The sequence below is a fragment of the Saccharopolyspora flava genome (assembly GCF_900116135.1).
Classification (GTDB): Bacteria; Actinomycetota; Actinomycetes; order Mycobacteriales; family Pseudonocardiaceae; genus Saccharopolyspora; species Saccharopolyspora flava.
In genome coordinates this window covers 62,532-83,096 of the sequence record NZ_FOZX01000001.1, presented here as the reverse complement: position 1 = coordinate 83,096, position 20,565 = coordinate 62,532, and the positions used below count along the sequence as shown (strand labels likewise).

Annotated in this window: 18 protein-coding genes; 5 read left to right on the top strand and 13 right to left on the bottom strand. The window is 72.0% G+C overall.

The genetic code is table 11. The features are described 5' to 3' along the window. Window positions 1-8 precede the first annotated feature (8 nt). The 6 genes from BM424_RS00390 to BM424_RS00365 are packed head-to-tail and all read right to left on the bottom strand — an operon-like array spanning window position 9 to window position 6,117. A complete protein-coding gene (locus BM424_RS00390) occupies window positions 9-785 on the bottom strand; it encodes a class I SAM-dependent methyltransferase (RefSeq protein WP_093412813.1) in 777 nt (258 codons plus the stop codon). Beyond that, entirely contained in the window at window positions 770-2,035 is a 1,266-nt protein-coding gene (locus tag BM424_RS00385) for an MFS transporter (RefSeq protein ID WP_093412811.1), read from the bottom strand. The genes BM424_RS00390 and BM424_RS00385 overlap by 16 nt, the downstream gene beginning before the upstream one ends. Beyond that, window positions 2,032-3,039 (bottom strand): dipeptide epimerase, encoded by a 1,008-nt coding sequence (locus BM424_RS00380; protein WP_093412808.1) that lies wholly within the window; start codon window positions 3,037-3,039, stop codon window positions 2,032-2,034. Before BM424_RS00380 ends, BM424_RS00385 begins: the two co-directional genes overlap by 4 nt. After that, window positions 3,036-4,085 carry a PLP-dependent cysteine synthase family protein gene (locus BM424_RS00375; protein WP_217649596.1) on the bottom strand — a complete coding sequence of 350 codons (1,050 nt, stop codon included), beginning with the start codon at window positions 4,083-4,085 and terminating at the stop codon, window positions 3,036-3,038. The genes BM424_RS00380 and BM424_RS00375 overlap by 4 nt, the downstream gene beginning before the upstream one ends. Further along, window positions 4,082-4,861 (bottom strand): Rossmann-like domain-containing protein, encoded by a 780-nt coding sequence (locus tag BM424_RS00370; protein ID WP_245775513.1) that lies wholly within the window; start codon window positions 4,859-4,861, stop codon window positions 4,082-4,084. The genes BM424_RS00375 and BM424_RS00370 overlap by 4 nt, the downstream gene beginning before the upstream one ends. After that, window positions 4,858-6,117 carry an ATP-grasp domain-containing protein gene (locus BM424_RS00365; RefSeq protein ID WP_093412806.1) on the bottom strand — a complete coding sequence of 420 codons (1,260 nt, stop codon included), beginning with the start codon at window positions 6,115-6,117 and terminating at the stop codon, window positions 4,858-4,860. The genes BM424_RS00370 and BM424_RS00365 overlap by 4 nt, the downstream gene beginning before the upstream one ends. Before the next feature lie 94 nt (window positions 6,118-6,211). Here BM424_RS00365 and BM424_RS00360 point away from each other — a divergent pair, with 94 nt between their 5' ends. Both BM424_RS00360 and BM424_RS00355 read left to right on the top strand, forming a co-directional pair. Next, window positions 6,212-7,609: an alpha/beta hydrolase gene (locus tag BM424_RS00360; RefSeq protein ID WP_093412803.1), complete on the top strand. Its 1,398-nt coding sequence runs from the start codon at window positions 6,212-6,214 to the stop codon at window positions 7,607-7,609. Window positions 7,610-7,680: 71 nt separating this feature from the next. Then, window positions 7,681-8,307, top strand: coding sequence for a maleylpyruvate isomerase family mycothiol-dependent enzyme (locus tag BM424_RS00355; protein ID WP_217649595.1), 627 nt, complete (start codon window positions 7,681-7,683; stop codon window positions 8,305-8,307). On the opposite strand, the gene BM424_RS00350 is transcribed toward BM424_RS00355, so the two are convergent. The 3 genes from BM424_RS00350 to BM424_RS00340 are packed head-to-tail and all read right to left on the bottom strand — an operon-like array spanning window position 8,304 to window position 10,594. Further along, a complete protein-coding gene (locus BM424_RS00350) occupies window positions 8,304-8,534 on the bottom strand; it encodes a non-oxidative hydroxyarylic acid decarboxylases subunit D (protein WP_093412801.1) in 231 nt (76 codons plus the stop codon). The two genes, BM424_RS00355 and BM424_RS00350, sit on opposite strands and share 4 nt — an antisense overlap. Before the next feature lie 26 nt (window positions 8,535-8,560). Continuing rightward, window positions 8,561-9,985 (bottom strand): non-oxidative hydroxyarylic acid decarboxylases subunit C, encoded by a 1,425-nt coding sequence (locus tag BM424_RS00345; RefSeq protein WP_093412798.1) that lies wholly within the window; start codon window positions 9,983-9,985, stop codon window positions 8,561-8,563. Between the two features lie 24 nt (window positions 9,986-10,009). After that, window positions 10,010-10,594 (bottom strand): non-oxidative hydroxyarylic acid decarboxylases subunit B, encoded by a 585-nt coding sequence (locus BM424_RS00340; RefSeq protein WP_093412796.1) that lies wholly within the window; start codon window positions 10,592-10,594, stop codon window positions 10,010-10,012. A gap of 109 nt (window positions 10,595-10,703) precedes the next feature. Here BM424_RS00340 and BM424_RS00335 point away from each other — a divergent pair, with 109 nt between their 5' ends. Continuing rightward, entirely contained in the window at window positions 10,704-11,561 is an 858-nt protein-coding gene (locus tag BM424_RS00335; RefSeq protein WP_217649594.1) for a helix-turn-helix domain-containing protein, read from the top strand. Here the strand turns inward: BM424_RS00335 and BM424_RS00330 are convergent. Then, complete coding sequence (locus BM424_RS00330; RefSeq protein WP_175547881.1) at window positions 11,554-12,864, bottom strand: FAD-binding protein; 1,311 nt, start codon at window positions 12,862-12,864, stop codon at window positions 11,554-11,556. The genes BM424_RS00335 and BM424_RS00330 overlap by 8 nt on opposite strands. A 188-nt stretch (window positions 12,865-13,052) precedes the next feature. On the opposite strand from BM424_RS00330, the gene BM424_RS00325 reads away from it, so the two are divergent. Beyond that, window positions 13,053-14,828, top strand: a complete 1,776-nt coding sequence (locus BM424_RS00325; RefSeq protein ID WP_093412790.1) for a bifunctional metallophosphatase/5'-nucleotidase — start codon at window positions 13,053-13,055, stop codon at window positions 14,826-14,828. Window positions 14,829-14,916: 88 nt separating this feature from the next. Here BM424_RS00325 and BM424_RS00320 read toward each other — a convergent pair whose 3' ends face one another. Together BM424_RS00320 and pruA are read right to left on the bottom strand one after the other, a co-directional pair. Then, on the bottom strand, window positions 14,917-15,846 hold the full coding sequence (locus tag BM424_RS00320; RefSeq protein WP_093412788.1) for a proline dehydrogenase family protein: 930 nt from the start codon (window positions 15,844-15,846) through the stop codon (window positions 14,917-14,919). 70 nt (window positions 15,847-15,916) lie between these two features. After that, window positions 15,917-17,545, bottom strand: a complete 1,629-nt coding sequence (gene pruA, locus BM424_RS00315; RefSeq protein WP_093412785.1) for an L-glutamate gamma-semialdehyde dehydrogenase — start codon at window positions 17,543-17,545, stop codon at window positions 15,917-15,919. A 119-nt stretch (window positions 17,546-17,664) separates the two neighbouring features. On the opposite strand from pruA, the gene BM424_RS00310 reads away from it, so the two are divergent. Further along, window positions 17,665-19,314 (top strand): PucR family transcriptional regulator, encoded by a 1,650-nt coding sequence (locus tag BM424_RS00310; protein WP_093412782.1) that lies wholly within the window; start codon window positions 17,665-17,667, stop codon window positions 19,312-19,314. A 173-nt stretch (window positions 19,315-19,487) separates the two neighbouring features. Here the strand turns inward: BM424_RS00310 and coaA are convergent, their stop codons facing one another. Further along, entirely contained in the window at window positions 19,488-20,420 is a 933-nt protein-coding gene (coaA, locus tag BM424_RS00305; RefSeq protein ID WP_093412778.1) for a type I pantothenate kinase, read from the bottom strand. Window positions 20,421-20,565 lie beyond the last annotated feature (145 nt).

The following is a 20,565-nucleotide window of genomic DNA, read 5'->3' as shown; positions in this document are numbered from 1 at the left end:
ATCTCCTCTTAGCGTCGGCGTGCGACCAGGTGCAGGCGGTCCCCGGACATCCCCGTGCCCAGCTCCGCGTCGGCGTGCCAGGGAGCGTCGGTGCGGGGGCCGGGTTCGTCGAACAGGGCCAGGACCTCGAAACCGCAGGTGGTGGCGAAGTGGCGGAGTTCCTGCGGGAACAGCAGCCGCCACGCGGAGCGCTGGACGAGCTCGGAGCCGTCGTGCCGCCACACGCGCTCGCGCCGCAGCAGCTGCTCGGCGTGGTCGATCCACAGCCGGGTGCGGGACCGGTAGGTCGCTCCCTCGTGGTCGAGCTCGCGCTCGGTGACGCCGTCGAGCAGCTCGGTGCTGCCGAGGAAGAACGCGCCGTTGCGGGCTTCGGCGATCAGCAGCCCGCCGGGGCGCAGGTGGTCGTGGCACCGCCGCAGGAAGGAGACGAGCTCCTCGTTGCCGTGGCAGTACAGCAGCGCGCTGTCCAGGCAGGTGATCACGTCGAACTCGCGGTGCAGCGAGAACTCCCGCATGTCGGCGACGGTGAACTCCGCGTCGGGGCAGTGCCGTCGGGCGTGGGCGACCATCTCGGCGGAGGTGTCGATCCCGGTCACCCGGTGGCCGCGGCGGACCCAGAACCGCGCGTCGCGGCCGGTCCCGCAGCCCACGTCGAGGAGATCGCGCGGCCGCTCGGGCCCGGCGAACCGGGTGACGAGGTTGTCGACGAAGGTGCCGGCGGCGTGGTGCGGGTCGGGGAACCAGGCCTCGTAGATCTCGGGGTTGTCGGTCAGGAAGTTGCGCATGACGGTTCCTCGGGTCGAGGGCCGATGCCGCTGCGCCGGTGGACGGCGACGACGGCCAGGGCGGAGGCGAGTCCGATGAGGACGCACAGTGCGGAGGGCAGCCACGGCAGGCCCGGGACCGCGAGGTCGCCCGCCCAGCCGATCAGGGCGTTGCCCGCGGCGGCGGTCAGGCCGGAGGCCAGGTAGAACACGCCGAAGTAGGTGCCGGACAGGGCGGCCCCGCCGTACGAGGGGATCAGCTCGTAGACGAACGGCTGGGCCAGCATCACCCCCACCGACAGGCCGAACGCGGTGACCAGCACCGGCGCCAGGCGCAGCAGCGCCTCCGGCGCGGAGGCCGGGGGAGTGCCGGGCATCAGGGCCGCCGCCAGCGAGGTCGCCGCGAACGAGCCGCCCATCAGAGCGAGCCCGGTGGCGATCGAGCGGCCCCGGCTCCACCGCGAGGAGAACCGCGCGGTGATGCGCACCTGCAGCAGCAGGCTCGCCGCCGTGGACACCAGGAAGATCGCCGACACCGACGCGGGCGAACCGGTGAAGCGCTCGGCGTGCATCGGCAGCACCAGGTACAGCTGGTTCTGCAGGGCGAACATGCCGGTCAGCGCCCCGGTGAAGGCCAGGAACCGGCGGTCGGCCAGCACCCCGCGCCAGTCGGCCAGCACCGAGGTCTGCGAGCGCTCGACGCGCCGCACCGGCAGCACGACGACCTGCGCGACGGTCAGCAGCGCGAAGATCACCGCGGCGATCACCGCCGACAGCCGGAAGTCCACCAGCAGCAGCGCGCTGCCCAGCAGCGGGCCCAGCAGCATCCCGGTGTTGGCGAACACGTTGAACAGCGAGAACGCCTCGGCGCGCCGGTCACCCGCCTCCTGCGCGAGGTAGGCGCGCACCGCCGGGTTGAACAGCGCCCCGGCCAGGCCGCTGAGCACCGAGGCGCCCAGCAGCACCGGCAGCGAGGTGCCGAACGCGAACAGGCCGAAACCCGCTGCGCGCAGCGCGCATCCGGCGATGATGACGCCGCGCGCCCCGAGCCGGTCGGCGGCCGAACCACCGAGCAGGAACAGGCCCTGCTGGCTGAGGTTGCGCACGCCGAGGATCACCCCGACCAGCGCCGCCGACAGCCCCAGGTCGTGCCCGAGGTACCCGGCGAGGTACGGGATGAGCAGGTAGAAGCCGGTGTTCACGCCGAGCTGGTTGACCAGCAGCACCTGCACGGCAAGCGGGTACGTGCGGATGAGCTTCCAGGTCCTCAAACCGGTCTGACCCCCAGCCCCACGGGACCGTCGATGCGCAGCAGGCCGTCCTCGCCGCCGATGCCGGTCCACGGGTCGCGGGCCAGCAGCAGGTGGCCGTCGAGGTCGACCCACCGGGCCTGCCCGGCCAGGTGCACGGCCGGGGCGATGCCCAGCGAGCTGGCGACCTGGCAGCCCAGCATCACGTCGACGCCGAACTCCCGCGCGACGTCGACGAGCTCGCGCGCCGCGCGGAGACCGCCGCACTCGGGGAGCTTGATGTTGATGCCGTGCACCCCGGAGCCGAGCGCGCGCACGTCCTCGGCGGTGCGCGCGTCCTCGTCGGCGATGACCGGGACCGGCGAGTCGGCCGCCACGGCGGCCAGCACGTCGGGAGTGCCGGGGGCGATGGGCTGCTCGACCGCGTCGACGCCGAGCCCGGCCGCGGTGCGAAGCAGGTCGGGGGCCTGCTCGGGGGTCCAGGCGCCGTTGGGGTCCAGCAGCAGCCGCACGTCCGGGAGCGCGTGGCGAATCGCGGCGACGCGGTCCAGTTCCGGCGGCTCGGCGCCCACCTTCACCTTGAGCAGCCGGAATCCGCGCGAGGTGAGGTCGCAGGCGTCGGCCACGGCGCGGTGCGTCGAGGTGATGCCGATGGTGCGCGCGGTGGGCACCGGCCGGTGCGGAGTCGTCCCGAGCAGCTCGTGGACCGCGACGCCGCGCGAGCGGGCGAGCAGGTCGTGCAGCGCGGCGTCCACGGCGCAGCGCACTCCGGGCGCCGCCGCGATGCCGGTCACCAGCGCCTCGGCCGGTTCCAGCGGTGCCAGCACCTCTCGTGCCGCCGCCAGCTCGCACTCGATGCGCTCCACGTCGAGTCCGTAGTGGACGCTGGTCACGGCCTCGCCGTGACCGACCACGCCGTCGTGCTCGACGGTGACCGTCACCGCCGCGCGTTCGGCCATCACCGATCGCGAGATCCGCAGCGGCTCGCGCAGCGCGAGACCGCCGACCCGCCACTCCAGCCTCATGCGGGGACCTCCAGCCGCACCATCGGGTCGTGGACGGCCCGGCAGCGCGTCCAGCCGGTGGCCTCCACCTCCGGGTCGGCGACCTCCACCGGGCGGGCGGCGGTGGCGGTGTCGAGGAGCCCGCGCGCTCGGCAGTAGTCGTCGTCGAAGACCGTGCTCAGGTAGCGGTGCGGGCCGTCGGGGAAGACCGTCACCACGTTCGCGCCCGGCTCCACGCGCGAGGCCCACGCGGCGACCAGCGACACCGCACCGGTGCTCCAGCCGCCGGTGATGAAGGAATCGCGCGCCAAGGTGCGGCAGGCGGCGACCGCTTCGGCGGGACCGACCCAGTGCACCTCGTCGAACTGCTCGTAGGCGACGTTGCGCGGGTGGATGCTGCTGCCCAGTCCGCGCATCACGCGCGGTCGCGCGGGCCGGCCGAAGATCGTCGAGCCGACGGTGTCGACGCCGATCAGCCGGGCCGTCGGCCAGCGCCTGCGCACCGCCCGGATCGCCCCGGCGCTGTGCCCGCCGGAACCGACGCTGCACACCAGGACGTCGACGCGATCCAGCTGCCGGGCGATCTCCGCGCCCATCTCGTCGTAGCCTGCCGGGTTGTCGGGGTTGTTGTACTGATCCGGCCAGTAGGCGCCGGGCAGCTCGCGGCAGATCCGCTGCACCCGGTCCAGCCGGGCCTGCTGCCAGCCGCCGACCGGGTGCGGCCGGTCGACGACGTCGAGCCCGGCCCCGTGCGCGCGCAGCAGCGCGCGCATCCCGGGTTCCAGCTCGTCGTCGACGACCAGCACGATCGGGTGTCCCAGCGCGTTGCCCGCGAAAGCCAGTCCCACGCCCAGGGTTCCGCTCGTGGACTCCACGACCGGAGCGCCCGGTCGCAGCTCGCCGCGCTGCCGGGCGCCGCGCAGCATGGACAGCGCGGCGCGCGCTTTCATGCCCCCGGCGCTCAGGCACTCCAGCTTCGCCCAGAAACCCGGGTGGGGGCGCGGCAGCGGCGCCGACACCCGGGCGAGCGGCGTCTCCCGCACCAGGTCCAGCAGGTCGGGATTCACGAGTTGACCTCCGTGTAGCGGTAGAGCACGCTCTCCCCGCCGTCGAGCCAGAAGAACGGGTAGGGCTCGGCCGACACCGCGGTGACGCCGTCGCCGAGGAAGCGCGGCAGGATGCCGCTGCCGGTCTGGGCGAAGAACACCAGCGGTTTCCCGGTGTCGCGCGCGTGGTCGAGCAGGGTCTGGAAGGTGCCGTTGCCCAGCACCATCCCGGAGGCCAGCACCGCGTCGCAGTCGCCCAGCGCGGCTTCGGCGTCGGTGACCACGGGCTCGTCCCACTCGGTGCGGCCGCCCTTGTAATCGCAGGCCACGTAGCCGGTTCCGCGTTCGCGCAGCCGCTGCAGCAGCGAGTTGACGACGCCGACCACCAGCACCCGCCGCACCCCGGTGGGCAGCAGGTCGACGACGTGCTGCGAGCGGTGCAGCGATTTGCGCAGCGAGTCACCGCGTTCCAGCCGCACCCGCTCGCCGTGCTCGTGGTGCGGGCGCCGGTCCTGCAGGTGGGCGTCGAGCGCGGCGACCCGCACCGCGCTCAGCGGGTGGCGCAGTACGTCGCGCACGGGCCGCCCGACGCAGTCGAGCACCACCTCCTCGCCGACCTCGCCGGGTTCCACGGCGCAGGACCCGACCGCGTCGCCGACGCGCAGGCTGAGCACGTGGTTGCGGTAGGAGCGCCGGCGCGAGGCGTGCCGAACTCCTTGCTGGGTCAGGAAACCCACGCTGATCTCGGCGTCGGCTCCGGGCAGCTCGGCCTCGATTAGGTCCTCCAGCGCCGTCACGCGGCGTCCTCCGCGTAGCGCACGTCCAGTCCGGAGACGAGCAGCTCGGCGTGCGGGCGCGCCGCACCGGGCCGGTCGCTGGTCACCATGACGTGACCCAGGTAGTTGTTGTTGCTGGTCGCAGGACCGGCTCGGTGGCCGGCGGGCTTGAGCCGCCACTCCGCCACCGCGGGGTCGCGCAGCGTCTCGGCGCCCTGGATCTCGGCGATCGGGCCGGTGCGCGGCGGCAGCAGGAACGAGATCGCCGCGCTGGCGGCACCGGTGTCGACCCGGGTGAGGTCGGGTTCCCGACCGAGCGCGACCTGCGCGTAGACGGCGGCGAGGTCGATGCCGGTGACGCGGCGGATCAGCTCGGTGATCTGGTTGCCCGCCGGTCGCGGGTTGACCTCGACGATCTTCGGGCCGTCGGAGGTCAGCTTGATCTCGGTGTGGCAGACGGTGTTGTCCAGCCCCAGCGCCTCGATCGCGGCCACGGCCGTGCCGGTCACCGCCTGCTCGGTGTCCGCGTCGAGGGCGGCCGGGAACATGTGGCCGGTTTCGACGAACCACGGTGCGCCGGCGACGCTCTTGTCGGTCACGCCGACGACCGTGGTCCGCCCGCCGAAGGTGACGGTCTCCACGCTCACCTCGGCTCCGGTCAGCAGCTCCTCCAGCAGCACCACGGGACTGCGCTGCTGGCCACGAGCGTTGACCGGAAACCCTTGCAGTTCTTCGAAAGCCGCGCGCAGCTGCGCGACGTCGTCGACCCGGCGCACGAACATCCCCGCGCACAGGTCCACCGGCTTGAGCACCAGCGGGAAGCCCATGGCCGCGGCGGCCTCTTCCAGGCCGCGCAGCGATTCGGCCAGGGCGAAGGCCGGTCCGGCGACTCCGGCGTCGCGCAGCGTTCGCCGGGTCCGGTCCTTGGCGCAGGCGCGCTGGACGGCTTCGGGCGCCGGGCCGGGAAGTCCCAGCCGCTGCGCGGCGGTGGCCGCGATCGGCAGGTAGTAGTCGCAGGACGTGGCGATCCCGTCGAAGCCGAGCACGGGCTGCAGGCGCTCCAGGTGCGGCAGCAGGACGTCGACGTCGTTGGTCTCGCAGGTGAGCACGTTGTCCGCGCCGAGCAGCGGATGCGGACCGGGCCCGGGCGCGGAGCGCAGGTAGTGCTGGAGATCCCTGGTGATGAAGCTGAAGCGGTGACCCTCCTCGTGGATCGCTCTGGGGAGCAAGGTGCTCATCGCTCCGACCCAGCTCTCCACCAACAGCAGGTGACCCACCACGACTCCTCCCGGCGATTGCGTGCAACGCTCGGCGATGATAATCATTTTCAACAACGATGACAACACGCCGTAGGGATGTGAACCCGACTTGATGAGAGCGCTTCGCTCGGCGGTGGCCCTGACGCTGCTGGCCCCCGCACTCACCGCAGCCCCCGCGGCCGCCGACCCCCTGGAGTTCGGTCCGTGCCCCTTCGACGGTGCCGAGTGCGCGGAGCTGTCCGCACCGCTGGGAGACGGGGACCGCTCGATCCCGATCGCGATCTCGCGGGTGCGGGCGACCGGAACCCCGGCCGAGTACCGCGGAGCGCTGCTGGTCAACCCCGGAGGGCCGGGCGGCTCGGGGCTGGAGTACGCGGTCAGCAAGGGCGAGAAGCTGCCGGAGTCGGTGCGCCGCGGCTACGACATCATCGGCTTCGACCCGCGCGGCGTCGGGCGCAGCGCGCCCCTGGACTGCGGCGAGCTCGGTGGGCTCTTCGACCACCCCGCGCCCGAACCGGTTCCGGCCGGTGAGGAGGCGGAAAGCCGGTACCTGGGCCGATTACGCGCGATGGCCGACGACTGCCTGCGGCACAACCCGGACGCGTCGCGGATGAGCACGATGAGCACCGCGCGCGACCTGGACCGGATCCGCGCGGCTCTCGGCGAGCCGAAGCTGAACTACCTCGGCGTCTCCTACGGCACCTACCTCGGCGCCGCCTACGCCGCCCAGTTCCCCGATCGAGTCGGACGCGTGGTGCTCGACAGCGCGGTCGGTCCCGACCGCTGGCACGACTTCGACGTCCGGCAGGCCTTCGCGATGCTCGACCAGCGCGACGTCCTCTTCGAATGGGTCGCCGCTCACCCGGAATTCGGCCTCGGCGACACCGAGGAGCAGGTGCGCCGGAACTACTCGGCCGCGCGTGCGAACCTCTCCGGCGACTTCGGCCCGGCGGAGTTCGACAACCTGGTCTACAAGACCCTCTCCCGCACCGAGCGCTGGGAGCCCTTCGCCCGCGATCTGGCCGCTCACCTGCACGAGGGCACCCCGCTGAGCCCGGCGTTGCCCGAGTCCGACCCGGAATCCCGCAACTACGAGGCCGCCCTGCGCACCGTCAAGTGCGCCGACAGCGGCCGTCCCGACGAACGCGAGGTCCTCGGTTCGATCCGCGCGCTGCGGGCCGCCGACCCGGAACCGGTCCTCACCGGACTCGAAGCCGCCACCTGCGCCTACTGGCCGAAACCCCGGGAAACAGCCCGGTTCGGCCACCCGTCGATGCCGCCGGTCCTGCTCACCCAGGCCGACCACGACCCGACCACGCCGCTCGACGGCGCCCGCCGGATGCAGGCCCGGCTGCCCGGTTCGCGGATGGTGCTCCTGCACGAGTCCTACTCGCACGGCGTGTTCGCCAGCCAGCGCAACTCCTGCGTGGACGACGCGGCGGCGCACTACCTGCTCACCGGCGCGCTTCCGGCCGGGGACGTCGACTGCCGAGGGCCCGGCCTGCCGTGAACCCGCCCGAACCGGACACCCTCGGACCCCGGTCGTGAGAGGATGCGGTCCGCCGGAGTCTGGAGGGCACGATGAGCCGCGCCGAGACCATGGAGCTGGCCGTCGCCGAACGCGGCGACCTCGCCGACTACCTCGCCACGCTCACCCGCGGGCAGTGGGAGGAGCCGACGCTGTGCGCGGGCTGGCGGGTCCGCGACGTGGTCGCCCACGTGATCAGCTACGACGACCTGAGCTGGCCGGGCGTGCTCAAGCGGGCCGTCCGCGCGGGGTTCCGGCCCGGTGCGATCAACGAGGGCCTGGTCGCCGAGTCCCGGTCCCGCAGCACCGGCGAACTGCTCGACCGGTTGCGCGCGAACCTGCGTCCCACCGGCCCGATCACGGTCAACGGCGGCATGATCCCGCTGGTGGACGCCACGATCCACCACCAGGACATCCGCCGCCCGCTCGGGCAGCCGCGCGAGATCCCGCCGGAACGGCTCCGAGTGGTGCTCGACCTGGCGATGAAAGCGCCGCCGGTCGGCGCCAAGAAGCGCGCCGCCGGGCTCCGCCTGGTCGCCACCGACCTCGACTGGAGCCGCGGCGACGGCCCGGAGGTGCGCGGACCGGCCGAAGCGCTGCTGATGACGCTCGCAGGCCGGTCCGCAGCCTTCACCGAACTCGACGGCGAAGGCAGAAGCGTCCTCGCGGGGAGGCTCTAGCTCCGCAGCGGCGGGATGGTCGGGACCTCGGAGGCGTTCGCGATGGCCTCCGGGGTGAGGCGGAACTGCTCGGGGTAGTGCTCGCGGCTGGTGCGGCGGGCCGGTTCGGTGGTGCGCCACATGTACAGGCAGCGCGGGCACTGCAGCACCTCCCAGGCGTCCGGCACCGGTGAGGTCGTCACCGTGCGGATCTCCGGGTCGGCGCAGCGGGGGCAGAGGGTCTGCATCGGAATTCCTTTCCGCGCGGGAAGTCTCAGCGTTGGGCGATCAGGGAGCGCAGGCGGTCGGCCCACTCGGCGGTCTCCGGGAGGTCCTTGGTGGGGGTGCCGAAGTTGCCGCGCACGTCGGGCTTCACCGGAGTGGTCGCGTCGATGATCATCTTGCTGGTGACGCCCGCCGGCTGGGAGGCCGGAGCCAGCTCCACCACCGACAGGTTCGGGATCACCACCACGTCCTCGGACGGGTTGACCTTCGCCGACTGCGCCCACATGACCTGCGGCAGGTCGAACGGGTCCACGTCCTCGTCGACCAGGATCACCTGGCTGACGTAGCCCAGGCCGTGCGGTGTGGTCATCGCGCGCATCCCCACCGCCTTGGCGAAACCGCCGTAGCGCTTGGCCGTCGAGATGATCACCAGCAGGCCGTGCGTGTACATCGCGTTGACGGCCTTGACCTCGGGGAACTCCGCGCGCAGCTGCTTGAGCAGCGGCACGCACGTGTTCGGTCCCACGAGGTAGTCGCACTCGGTCCAGGGCATCCCCAGGTACAGCGACTCGAAGATCGGGCGGGTGCGGTAGGAGATCCGCTCGATGCGCACCACCGGCATCCGCCTGCCGCCCGAGTAGTGCCCGGTGAACTCGCCGAACGGGCCCTCGATCTGCCGCACCCGCGACTCGATGTGGCCCTCGATGACGACCTCCGAGCCCCACGGCACGTCGAAACCGGTCAGCGGCGCGGTCGCGATCGGCATCGGCTCACCGCGCAGCGCACCGGCCATCTCGTACTCGGACTGGTCGTAGGCCATCGGCATGCCCGCCACGATCGGCACCACCGGGTCGTTGCCCAGGGTGATCGCCACCGGCAGGTCCTCGCCGAGCTCCTCGGCCTTGCGCAGGTGCTGGGCGATGTCGTGCATCGGAACCGGTTGCAGCGCCAGGCGATCCGTGCCGATCACCTCGATCCGGTAGATGCCCAGGTTCTGCTTGTCGAAGTTCTCCGGCTCGTCCGGGTCGCGCGAGACGACCGCGGCCTTGTCCAGGTAGAACCCGCCGTCACCGTCGTTGAGCCGGAACAGCGGCAGCACGTCGAAGAGGTTCACCTCGTCGCCGGAGACGCTGTTCTCCTGCCACGGCGGGTCCTCGCGGCGGACCGGGGTGACGGGGAAGTCGTCCCAGCGGCGCGCGAACTCCTCGACCTGCTCGCGGGTCGAGGTCTCCTTCGGCAGGCCCAGCGCCAGCGCGTGGTTGCGCCAGGAACCGTGCACGTTCATCGCGATCCGCGCGTCGGTGAAGCCGGTGACGTTGTCGAACCACAGCGCCGGGGCGCCTTCGCCGATGCGGCCCGCGGCGTTGGCCGCCGCCGCCAGATCAGGTTCGGGGGACACCTCCTCGCCGATCCGCAGCAGCTGCCCCTCCTTCTCGAGAGCGTCCAGGAACGACCGCAGGTCGTCGTAGGCCATCGTTGTACTTCTCCTTCGTGGGGCTCAGGAAACCTTGAGCTTGGCGGCGCGCAGGCCCTCCCAGCGCTGCGCCGCCGGGGCGGGCAGGTCGAGCTGGTCGAGGACGCGGGCGGTGATGTGCTCGACGAAGTCGTCGATCGAGGTCGGGTTGTTGTAGAAGGCCGGCATGGGCGGCACGATCCGCACGCCCATCCGCGAGAGCGCGAGCATGTTCTCCAGGTGGATCTCGCTCAGCGGCGTCTCGCGCGGCACGATCACCAGCGGACGGCGTTCCTTGATCGTCACGTCCGCCGCGCGCGCCACCAGGCCGTCGGCGTAGCCGGCGCGGATGCCGGCGAGGGTCTTCATCGAGCACGGCACGATCACCATGCCGTCGGTGCGGTAGGAACCCGACGAGATGCTCGCGCCCTGGTCGTCGGGGTTGTAGACGACGTCGGCGAGCGCGCCGATCTCCTTGATGCTCAGCCCGGTCTCCAGCTCCGCGGTGGCCCGCGCCCAGCGGCTCAGCACCAGGTGGGTCTCCACCTCGGGCAGCTCCCGCAGCTGCTCCAGCAGCCGCACACCGAGCGGCGCCCCGGTCGCTCCGGTCATCCCCACGACGAGTCGCACGCTTCTCCTTTTCGGTCACTTCTCGCTGATGACTCCACGCTAAGTCCCGATCCCGCAGGTGAGCGGGTATGCTGGCGACACATGATGGGCAGAATCGGACAGCGGTGAGATGACCGAGATCACCGACGTGGCCTACCGGCCGGGGTTGAACGCCCCGATCGGCATGGACGTCATCGACTTCGCCGAGCTGCGCTCGCGGGCGCGGCGCCGCGAGATCGACCTGGGCGGCCCGCAGCGCCCCGACTTCCACCACCTGATCCACGTCCACGCCGACGCCGATCCGCTGCGGCACACCGTCGACTTCACCGAGCACGTCATCCCGCCCGGCGGCTGGTTGTGGGTGCGCCCCGGCCAGGTCCACCAGTACGGCGCGCTGACCCGCTCGCGCGGCACGATCGTCATCTGGCGCCCCGGTTTCGTCCCCGTCGACCCGCCCCCGCCGGAGACGCCGGTGCTGCCCGCGGGCGCGCGGCGCAACGCCGTGGACCTGGCGCTGCGCCACCTGGTCTGCGACTACGCCGACCTGGGGTCGATGACCCTGGAGGCGCACAACCGGTCACTGCGCAGGCTGCTGGAGGTGCTGCTGCTCAGGCTGGCCCACGCGGGTTCCGCGCCGCCGCCGAGCATCCCGTCGGGAGGACCGTTCGAGCGGTTCCGGGACGCCGTGGAACGCGACTTCACCCGCACCCACCGCGTCGCCGACTACGCCGCCGGCCTCGGCTACAGCACGCGCACCCTCACCCGCGCCACCCTGTCGGCCACCGGCCGCTCGGCCAAGGCCTACCTCGACGACCGGATCATCCTGGAGGCCAAGCGCCTGCTCGTGCACACCGACCGCTCCTCGGCCGACGTCGCCCGCCACCTCGGGTTCACGGCACCGGGCGACTTCAGCAAGTTCTTCCGCAAGCACGACGGCCGGAGCCCGCTGGCGTTCCGGGCCGAGGCCCGCGGCCTCGAGCTCACCTGAAGCACGGGTCGTCGGCGGCCATCCGCTCCGGCTGGGGGAGGACCAGCTCGTGGGCGTGCGGTTCGAGGTCCGTGCCGATCGGGTAGAGCGTGCCGCCCATCGACTCGGCGCGGCGCCGCCAGCGCTGGTTGCGGCGGAGCCGGTCGGGCAGCCAGAACGGGTCGGTCTGGCCCACCCCGTCGGAGAGCACGTCGAACAGCCACACCACGTCGTCGTCGGGAACCCGCAGACCGGGGCGGGTGAACGAGGAGCGGCGGTGCGGGAACAGCAGGCCGATGCTGGTCTCGCTGAGGTCGAGCTCGGTGATCTCGGGCATGGTGGCCGCCAGGAACCCGTCCAGCGCGCGGTCCGGCAGGAAGTAGTCCGCCCACACCTTGTGCACCCGGTTCCACCCGGCCGTCACGAACGGGTCGTAGCGGTTGTCGGTGCTGATCGCGAACTCCCAGTAGGAGATGTCCCAGGTCTGCGGGGCCAGGTCGAGACCGCGCACGAGGTGCGCGTCGTCCGGCGGCAGGTCCGGGTGGTGGTAGGCGGTGAAGCGCAGCTGGTAGCGGTCGCGGTGCGGCGCGTACCAGCGGATCAGCACGTCGTCGACCTCGTCGCGGTCGACCAGGACCCGCGCGGTGTCCACCGCTGCCTGCAACGACGAGAAGTTCGCGTCGTAGACCCGGGCCCGCGGCGGCACCGGGGTCAGCGCCAGCCGGGCGCGGGTGATGATGCCCGCGCGGCCGAGCCCGCCGAGCACGGCCCGGAACAGCGAGCCGTTGCGCTGCGGCGTGCACCAGCGCACCGCGCCCGTCGGCGTCACCACCTCGACGGCCCGCACCCGGTCGATGATCGCGCCCTCGGCGGGCACGCTGGAGATCCCGCCGACGCTGAGCACGCCACCGGTGCTCAGCTGTAGGTACCCGGTCGGCCCGGAGGTCATGCGGAGCCCGCGCAGCCACGCGTGCCAGACGACGTCGCGCAGCAGCACCCCGGCCTCGACGTCGGCGTGCTCGTCGGTGACGGCGTGGATGAGGTTGAGGCTGCGCATGTCGACCTGCACCCCGCCCGACGGGCACAGCGCCTGCCCGCCGGTGGTGTGCAGGGTGCCATGGGCGCGCAGCGGGACGCCGTTGCGCGCGCACCAGGCGGCGGTGACGGCGACGTCGGCGGTGGAGCGGGGGCGCAGGATCGCGGCCGGCCTGCGGTCGACGATGTTGCCCAGGTCGGAGGCGTGCAGGTCGTCGCCGTCGGTGACCAGTTCGCCCCCGCCGGGGAGCCCCGGGAAGGTGGAGAGATCCGTCGTGCCCGAATGCATGTCCGATCGCTCCCCCACGGTGAACGAAGTCCGCCGGTGCCCCGTCCAAATCGGAGTCCATCCTGCGGAAGCGGGCTTTCCCGGCGCTTTCTCACCTGGTGCGGAGCACCGGAGCGCGGCGGCGAGGACGTGACGGATTCCAGACATTCACCTGTTCGTTCTGGTTCAGGACATTCGGGCGGGGGAGGATGCCGCTGTCGTCCTCCCGGCGGTCGGGGAGCGCCGGGGCGCTGGAGCGGAAGGAAAAGGGTGTGAAGACAGCTCGGTTCGGCCGTCTGACGGCACTGGGGGCGGCCGCGCTGGCCGCGGCGGCCGCGGTGACGGCTCCCGTCGCCGCCGGAACCCCGGGGAGCGCGGGAGACCCCGCGACGACCCAGGTCCGGCTCATCACGTTCAACGACCTGCACGGCAACCTCGAACCGCCGGCCGGTTCGTCCGGTTCGGTCACCCTGCCCGACGGCAGCAGCGTCGAGGCGGGCGGTGCGCAGTACCTGGCCACGCACGTCAAGCGGCTGCGCGAGCAGGTGCCGGACTCGCTGGTGCTCTCGGCCGGGGACAACGTGGGCGCCTCGCCGGTCAACAGCGCCCTGTTCCACGACGAGCCCACCATCGCGTTCCTCAACCAGCTCGGCGTGACCACCTCCGTCGTCGGCAACCACGAGTTCGACGAGGGCTTCGAGGAGCTGCGGCGGATGTCCGACGGCGGGTGCCACCCCGTCGACGGCTGCCAGTTCCGGGAGTCGTTCCCCGGCGCGGACTTCGAGCAGCTGGGCGCCAACGTCACCTTCGACGACGGGCGTCCCGCGCTCAAGCCCTTCGACGTGCGGACCGTCGGCGGCACGCGCGTGGGCATCATCGGCGCGACGCTGGAAGACCTGCCGTCGGTGGTGGCGCCCGGCGCCATCGAGGGCCTGAAGTTCGGCGACGAGGTCGAGGCCATCAACCGCACCTCGCGGGTGCTCGACGGCATGGGCGTGAAGGCGCAGGTCGTGCTGCTGCACCAGGGGGACGCGACCGAGGGCGGTGGACCCGACGACTGCGACCTCACCCCGGGCGGCCCGGCCGCCGCGATCGCCCAGGCGGCCTCGCCGAACGTCGACGTGATCTTCAGCGGGCACAGCCACTCGCAGTACAGCTGCACCATCGACGACCCGGCCGGCAACCCGCGCCCGGTGCTGCAGGGCGCCTCCTACGGGCGGCTGCTGTCGGTCGCCGACCTCACGATCGACCGGGCCACCCAGGACGTCGTGCGCGGGGAGAGCCGGGCGCGCAACGAGATCGTCACCCGCGACGTGCCCGCCGACCCGGACGCCCAGGCGCTGATCGACGAGGCCGCGACCAAGGCGGCCCCCATCGCCAACCGCCCGGTCGGCAGCATCACCGCCGACCTCCCGCGCGCCGGTGCCCCGTCCGGCGAGTCGCCGCTGGGCGACGTCATCGCCGACGCGCAGTTCGAGGCCACCGCGGCCAACTCGCCGCAGGTCGCCATCACCAACCCCGGTGGCATCCGCGCCGACCTGCTGTTCCCCGGTTCGCCGAACGGGGAGGGCGACGGGGTGGTCACCTACGGCGAGGCGTTCGCGGTGCAGCCCTTCGGCAACATCATGCAGACCATGACGCTCACCGGTGCCCAGCTCAAGGCCGTCCTGGAGCAGCAGTGGACCCCGGAGGAGACCAACGTCCTGCAGGTCTCGGCCGGGCTGCGCTACAGCTACTCGGCGAGCGCCCCGATCGGCTCGAAGGTCACCGAGATCAGCATCAACGGACAACCGGTCGACCCGAACGCGCCGTACCGGATCTCGGTGAACAACTTCCTCGCCGGAGGCGGCGACGGCTTCACCGAGTTCACCAAGGGCACCGACATCGCCGGCGGCCCGGTCGACCTCGACGCCTTCCTCGCCTACCTCGACGCCCACCCGGGCATCGCCCCACCCCCGGCCGACCGCATCACAACCCTCCCCTGATCGGAGGTCCTCCTGTCGAAAACCCCGGTTTTCACGCGACGAAAACCGGGGTTTTTGACGCGACGAAAACCGGGGTTTTCGACCGGGGTCAGCCCTGGGTGGCGAGGGAGCGGAGGAAGAAGGCGAGGTTGGCGGGGCGTTCGGCGAGGCGGCGCATGAAGTAGCCGTACCACTCGTCGCCGTAGGCCGCGTAGACGCGGATCCTGCCGCCCTCGGCGGCGATGCGGCGCTGCTCGTCCGGGCGGATGCCGTAGAGCATCTGGTACTCGAAGTCCGCCGCCGAGCGGCCGTGGCGGGCCGCGAGATCACCGGCGATGGCGATCATCCGGGGGTCGTGCGAGGCGACCATCGGGTAGCCCTCGCCGCCCATCAGCACCTTCAGGCACCGGACGTAGGAGCGGTCCACTTCGGACTTGTCCTGGAACGCCACCGACTCCGGTTCGGCGTAGGCGCCCTTGCACAACCGGACCCGCGACCCGGCGTGCGCCAGGTCCCGGCAGTCCTGCTCGGTGCGCCGCAGATAGGCCTGCAGCACCGCGCCCACCCACGGGAAGTCCACGCGCAGGTCGCGCAGGATGCCCAGGGTCGAGTCGGTGGTGGTGTGGTCCTCCATGTCCAGCGTGACCGTCGTGCCCGCCGCACCGGCGGCCTCGCAGATCAGCCGGGCGTTGTCCAGCGCGATCTTCTCGCCGTCCTTCGGCAGGAACTGGCCCACCGCGGACAGCTTCACCGACACCTCGGCCCGCTCGGCCAGGCCCTGCTCGGCGAGCACGCCGAGGACCTGCCGGTAGTCCCGGACCGTGGCGTCGGCCTGGCCGGCTTCGAGGGTGTCCTCGCCGAGCCGGTCGAGCGTCACGAACATGCCGTGCCCGCTCAGCTCCCGGGTCGCCGCCACGGCGTCCTCGGGGGTGGTGCCGGGCACGAAGCGCCGCACCACGGGTTTGGTCAGCGGGTTGGCCTCCACCAGGCGCCGCACCGACGGCGAGCGTCCTGCGGCCAGCAATGCACTGCGCAACACCGAGTTCTCCCCACGCTCAAGCTGTTTCAGCACCAACCGGGGCGCCCCGGCGAGGGGCGCCCCGTTCCGGTCAACCCATGTGCGGGTAGGTGTGGTCGGTGGGCGCGTCCCAGGTCTCCTTGATGGCCCGGGGGCTGGTCCAGCGCTGGATGTTGAGCAGCGAACCGGCCTTGTCGTTGGTGCCGGAGGCCCGGCTGCCGCCGAAGGGCTGGCGGGACACGATGGAACCGGTGGGCTTGTCGTTGACGTAGAAGTTGCCCGCGGCGCCGCGCAGCTTGCGGTGCGCCTCGTCGATGGCGGAGCGGTCGGTGGCGAACACCGCACCGGTCAGCGCGTAGGGGCTGGAGGAGTCGACGACGTCGAGGATCGAGGAGTAGTCGGCGTCCTCGTAGACGTGCACCGCGATGATCGGCCCGAAGTACTCGGTGCTGAACACCTCGTCGGACGGGTCGCTGCACACCAGGACGGTGGGCTCGACGAAGTAGCCGACCGAGTCGTCGTAGCCGCCGCCTGCCAGCACCTCGATGGTGTCGGTGGCCTTCGCGCGGTCGAGCGCCGCCTTGTGCTTGGCGAACGCGCGGGCGTCGATGACGGCGCCGCCGAAGTAGGAGAAGTCGGTGACGTCGCCGAAGCGGATGGTGCGCGCCAGGTCGGCCAGCTCCTCGCGCAGCCCGCCCTCCCAGATGGAGCGCGGCACGTAGGCGCGGGACGCCGCCGAGCACTTCTGGCCCTGGAACTCGAAGGCGCCGCGGGCGAACGCGGTGGCCAGCGGGGCCGGGTCGGCGGAGGGGTGCACGACGATGAAGTCCTTGCCGCCGGTCTCGCCCACGATGCGCGGGTAGCTGCGGTAGGAGTCGAGGTGCTCGCCGATGGTGCGCCACAGCTTCTTGAACGTGGCGGTGGAGCCGGTGAAGTGCAGACCCGCGAAACCGGGGTCGGTGAGCGCGACGTCGCTGACGGCCTGGCCGTCGCCGGTGACCAGGTTGATCACGCCGGGCGGCAGGCCGGCGGCCTCGAACAGCCGCATGGTGAAGTGCGCGGCGAACTGCTGCGACGGCGTCGGCTTCCACACCACGGTGTTGCCCATGAGCGCGGGCGCGGTGGGCAGGTTGCCCGCGATGGCGGTGAAGTTGAACGGGGTGATCGCGGTGACGAACCCGTCCAGCGGCCGGTAGTCCATCCGGTTCCACTCGCCGGGCACCGAGCGGGGCTGCTCGGCGATGATCTGGCGGGCGTAGTGCACGTTGAACCGCAGGAAGTCGATGAACTCGCAGGCGGCGTCGATCTCGGCCTGCTGCACCGACTTGGACTGGCCGAGGATGGTGGCGCCGTTGATGGTGTCCCGCCACGGCCCGGCCAGCAGGTCGGCGGCGCGCAGGATGACCGCGGCGCGCTCGTCGAAGGAGGTCGCGGCCCAGCCGGGGGCAGCGGCCTTGGCGGCGGCCACGGCGTCGGCGACGTCCTGACCCGTGGCCTGGGCGGCGGTGCCGAGCACGTGGGCGTGGTCGTGCGGCTGCACGACGTCGAAGCGGTCGCCGCCGGCCATGCGCTGCTCGCCGCCGATGGTCTGGGTGAGCTCGATGCGCTCGGACTCCAGCTCGGCCACGCGCTTCTGCAGCGATTCGCGTTCCGGCGAGCCGGGCGCGTAGCCCTTGACCGGCTCGTTGTACGGCACCGGTACCGAGGTGATCGCGTCCATGCCTTGTCGCCTCCTCAAGACGCCGAGTGGGTGTGTTGATTGGAGATTAGGGTCCTGCCCACGCCTGGAGCTTGTGCAGTTGGCTATCGTTGAAGGTGTCGGTTTGTGGGATCGGACAAATGCCGCGTGATGTCGAGTCGGTCGGAGTGGCCGAGGTCGGGGTGCCGCTGCGGCAGCTGCTGACCGCCGTCGGCGACCCGCTGGTGGACGTGCTCGCCGCGCCGCGCGGCCTGGACGTCGAGGTGCGCGACGTGGTCATTGTCGACCCCGAGGAGGAGTCCGGCAGCGCTCGCGACGGCGACTTCGTGCTGGTCATCGGCGCGCGCGGCCGGGCGGCGGCGCCGCTGGTGCGGGCCGCCGCGCGGGACGGAGCCCCGGCGGTGGCGGTCAAGGTCGGCTCGGAATCGGAGGCGCGGGCGCTGCGCGACACCGCGATCGCCGGTGGCGTCGCGCTGCTGGGCGTGCGGCCGGAGGTCCGCTGGGAGCGGCTGGAGGCCTACGCGCACAACGCGATCGACAACGCCCGGCTCACCAGTGACGCCGACGTCGGCGAGGCGCTCGGCGACCTGTTCTCGCTGGCGCAGACGGTGGCGGCGATGACCGACGGCATCGTCAGCATCGAGGACACCGCCAGCCGCGTGCTGGCCTACTCGCGCTCCGACGACGAGGTCGACGAGCTGCGGCGGCTGTCCATCCTGGGCCGCCAAGGGCCCGAGCAGTACCTGGCGATGCTCCGCGAGTGGGGCGTCTACCAGCGGCTTCGCGCCGGTGAGGACGTGGTGCGCATCGACGAGCGGCCGGATCTGGGCATCCGGCGGCGGATGGCGGTGGGCATCCACGCGGGCAGCCAGCCGCTCGGGTCGATCTGGGTGCAGGAGGGGCGCAGGCCGCTGTCGGAGCGCTCCGAACGCGCGCTGCTGGGCGCCGCCCGCCTCGCCGCGCTGCAGCTCATCCGGCAGCGCTCGGAGGCCACCGCCGGGCCGAGACTGCGGGAGAACCTGCTGGCAGGGCTGCTGGAGGGGCGGGTCGACGCGCGCTCGGTCGCCGACAACATCGGCGCCGACTCCGACCGGCCCGCCGTGGTCGCGGTGTTCACGCTGCGGCCGACCGGCAGCGTGGACCGCTCGGAGCTGGAGCTGCAGCGTGCCGAGATGACCGGCCTGATCTCGGTGCACGCCTCGGCCTACCGGCGCAGCGCGCTGGTGACGACGATCGGGTCGCGGGTGTACGTGCTGCTGCCGGAGCTGCCGGAGCGCTCGGCGGCCCAGTCGGCGCTGTCGCTGACCCGCGAGATCGTGGCCGCCGCCCGGCAGCACCTGACCTCGCGCGTGCAGGTCGGGGTGGGGTCGGCGGTGCCGACGCTGGACGAGGTCGCCGAGTCCCGCACCGAGGCCGACCGGGTGCTCGACGCGCTGGTGCACGATCTCGACGCCGAGGTCGCGACGATCTCCGACGTGCGCGCGCAGGTGGTGATCAGCGAGATCCTCACGGTCCTGCAGGGCAACGAGCGCTACCGGGACGCCCGGCTCACCGCGCTGCACGACCACGACGCCGAGCACACCACGGACCTGGCCCGCAGCCTGCTGACGTACCTGGAGCACTTCGGCGACGTCAAGGCCGCCAGCTCAGCGCTGCACGTGCACCCCAACACCCTGCGCTACCGGGTCCGGCGCGCCACCGACCTCACCGGCATCGACCTCGCCGACCCCACCGAGCGCCTCAACACCCACCTCCAACTCCTGCTCACCAAGCGCACCCGCCACCGCTGACACCGGGACTGCGCCGGGCGATGCGGTTGGGCCGGGCAGTGGGACAGTTTTAGCCATAATTGTCCGGACATAACGGACATTGATCATGGGTGATTATGGCTAAAACTGCCCCACTGCCCTGACACGCCCTTCGGGCTCGAATGTCGCGCGGAATTCGAATCGCCGGGGCGGGGTCAGAGCTTGCGGAGGCGGACCCGGTTGATGGAGTGGTCGATGTCCTTGCGCAGGACCAGGGTGGCCCGGGGGCGCGTGGGCAGGATGTTGTCGACCAGGTTGGGTTCGTTGATGGTGCGCCAGAGGTGGTCGGCCTCGGTCCGGGCCTCGTCGTCGGAGAGCTCCGCGAAGTGGTGGAAGTGCGACTCCGGGTCGGCGAAGGCCGTGCTGCGCAGCGCCAGGAACCGGTCGGTGTACCAGCGGGCGATGTGCTCGGTGCGGGCGTCGACGTAGATCGAGAAGTCGAACAGGTCCGAGACGGTGAGGCTCGGGCCGGGCTGCAGCACGTTGAGGCCCTCGACGATGAGGATGTCGGGCTGGCGCACCACGTGCCGCTCGCCGGGCAGGATGTCGTAGGCCACGTGCGAGTACACCGGGGCCGAGACCTCGGGCGCCCCGGACTTGACCTCGGTGACGAAGCGCAGCAGCGCCCGCCGGTCGTAGCTCTCCGGGAAGCCCTTGCGGTGCATCAGCCCGCGCCGCACCAGCTCGGCCTTGGAGTGCAGGAACCCGTCGGTGGTCACCAGGTCCACGCGCGGGTGGTCGGGCCAGCGGGCCAGCAGGGTGCGCAGGATGCGGGCGGTGGTGGACTTGCCGACCGCGACGCTGCCGGCGAGCCCGATGACGAAGGGCACCTTGGTGCCACCGGCCTCCTCGCCGAGGAACGTGGTGGTGCTCTCGTGCAGCCGCTGGCGGGCGGCGACCTGCAGGCTGATCAGCCGCGACAGCGGCAGGTAGACGTCGGCGACCTCGTCGAGGTCCACCGGTTCGCCGAGGCCGCGCAGCGCGACCAGCTCGTCTTCGCTCAGCGGGAGGGGGAGCGAATCGCGCAGTTCCCGCCATTGCGCGCGGTTCAGCTCCACGTACGGGCTCAGTTCGCGAACGCGCGTCACATGCACCCCTCAGCATCGAGGCCCGGTCCTACTCCCGGCAGCACCGGGGAGACCGGTGAAGCCCGCGAAAACAGTAGGCGTCCGGTGCTCGATAACGCTGTGATCCAGTGCACGCTGAGACGCAGCAGACACGACTCAACCGATC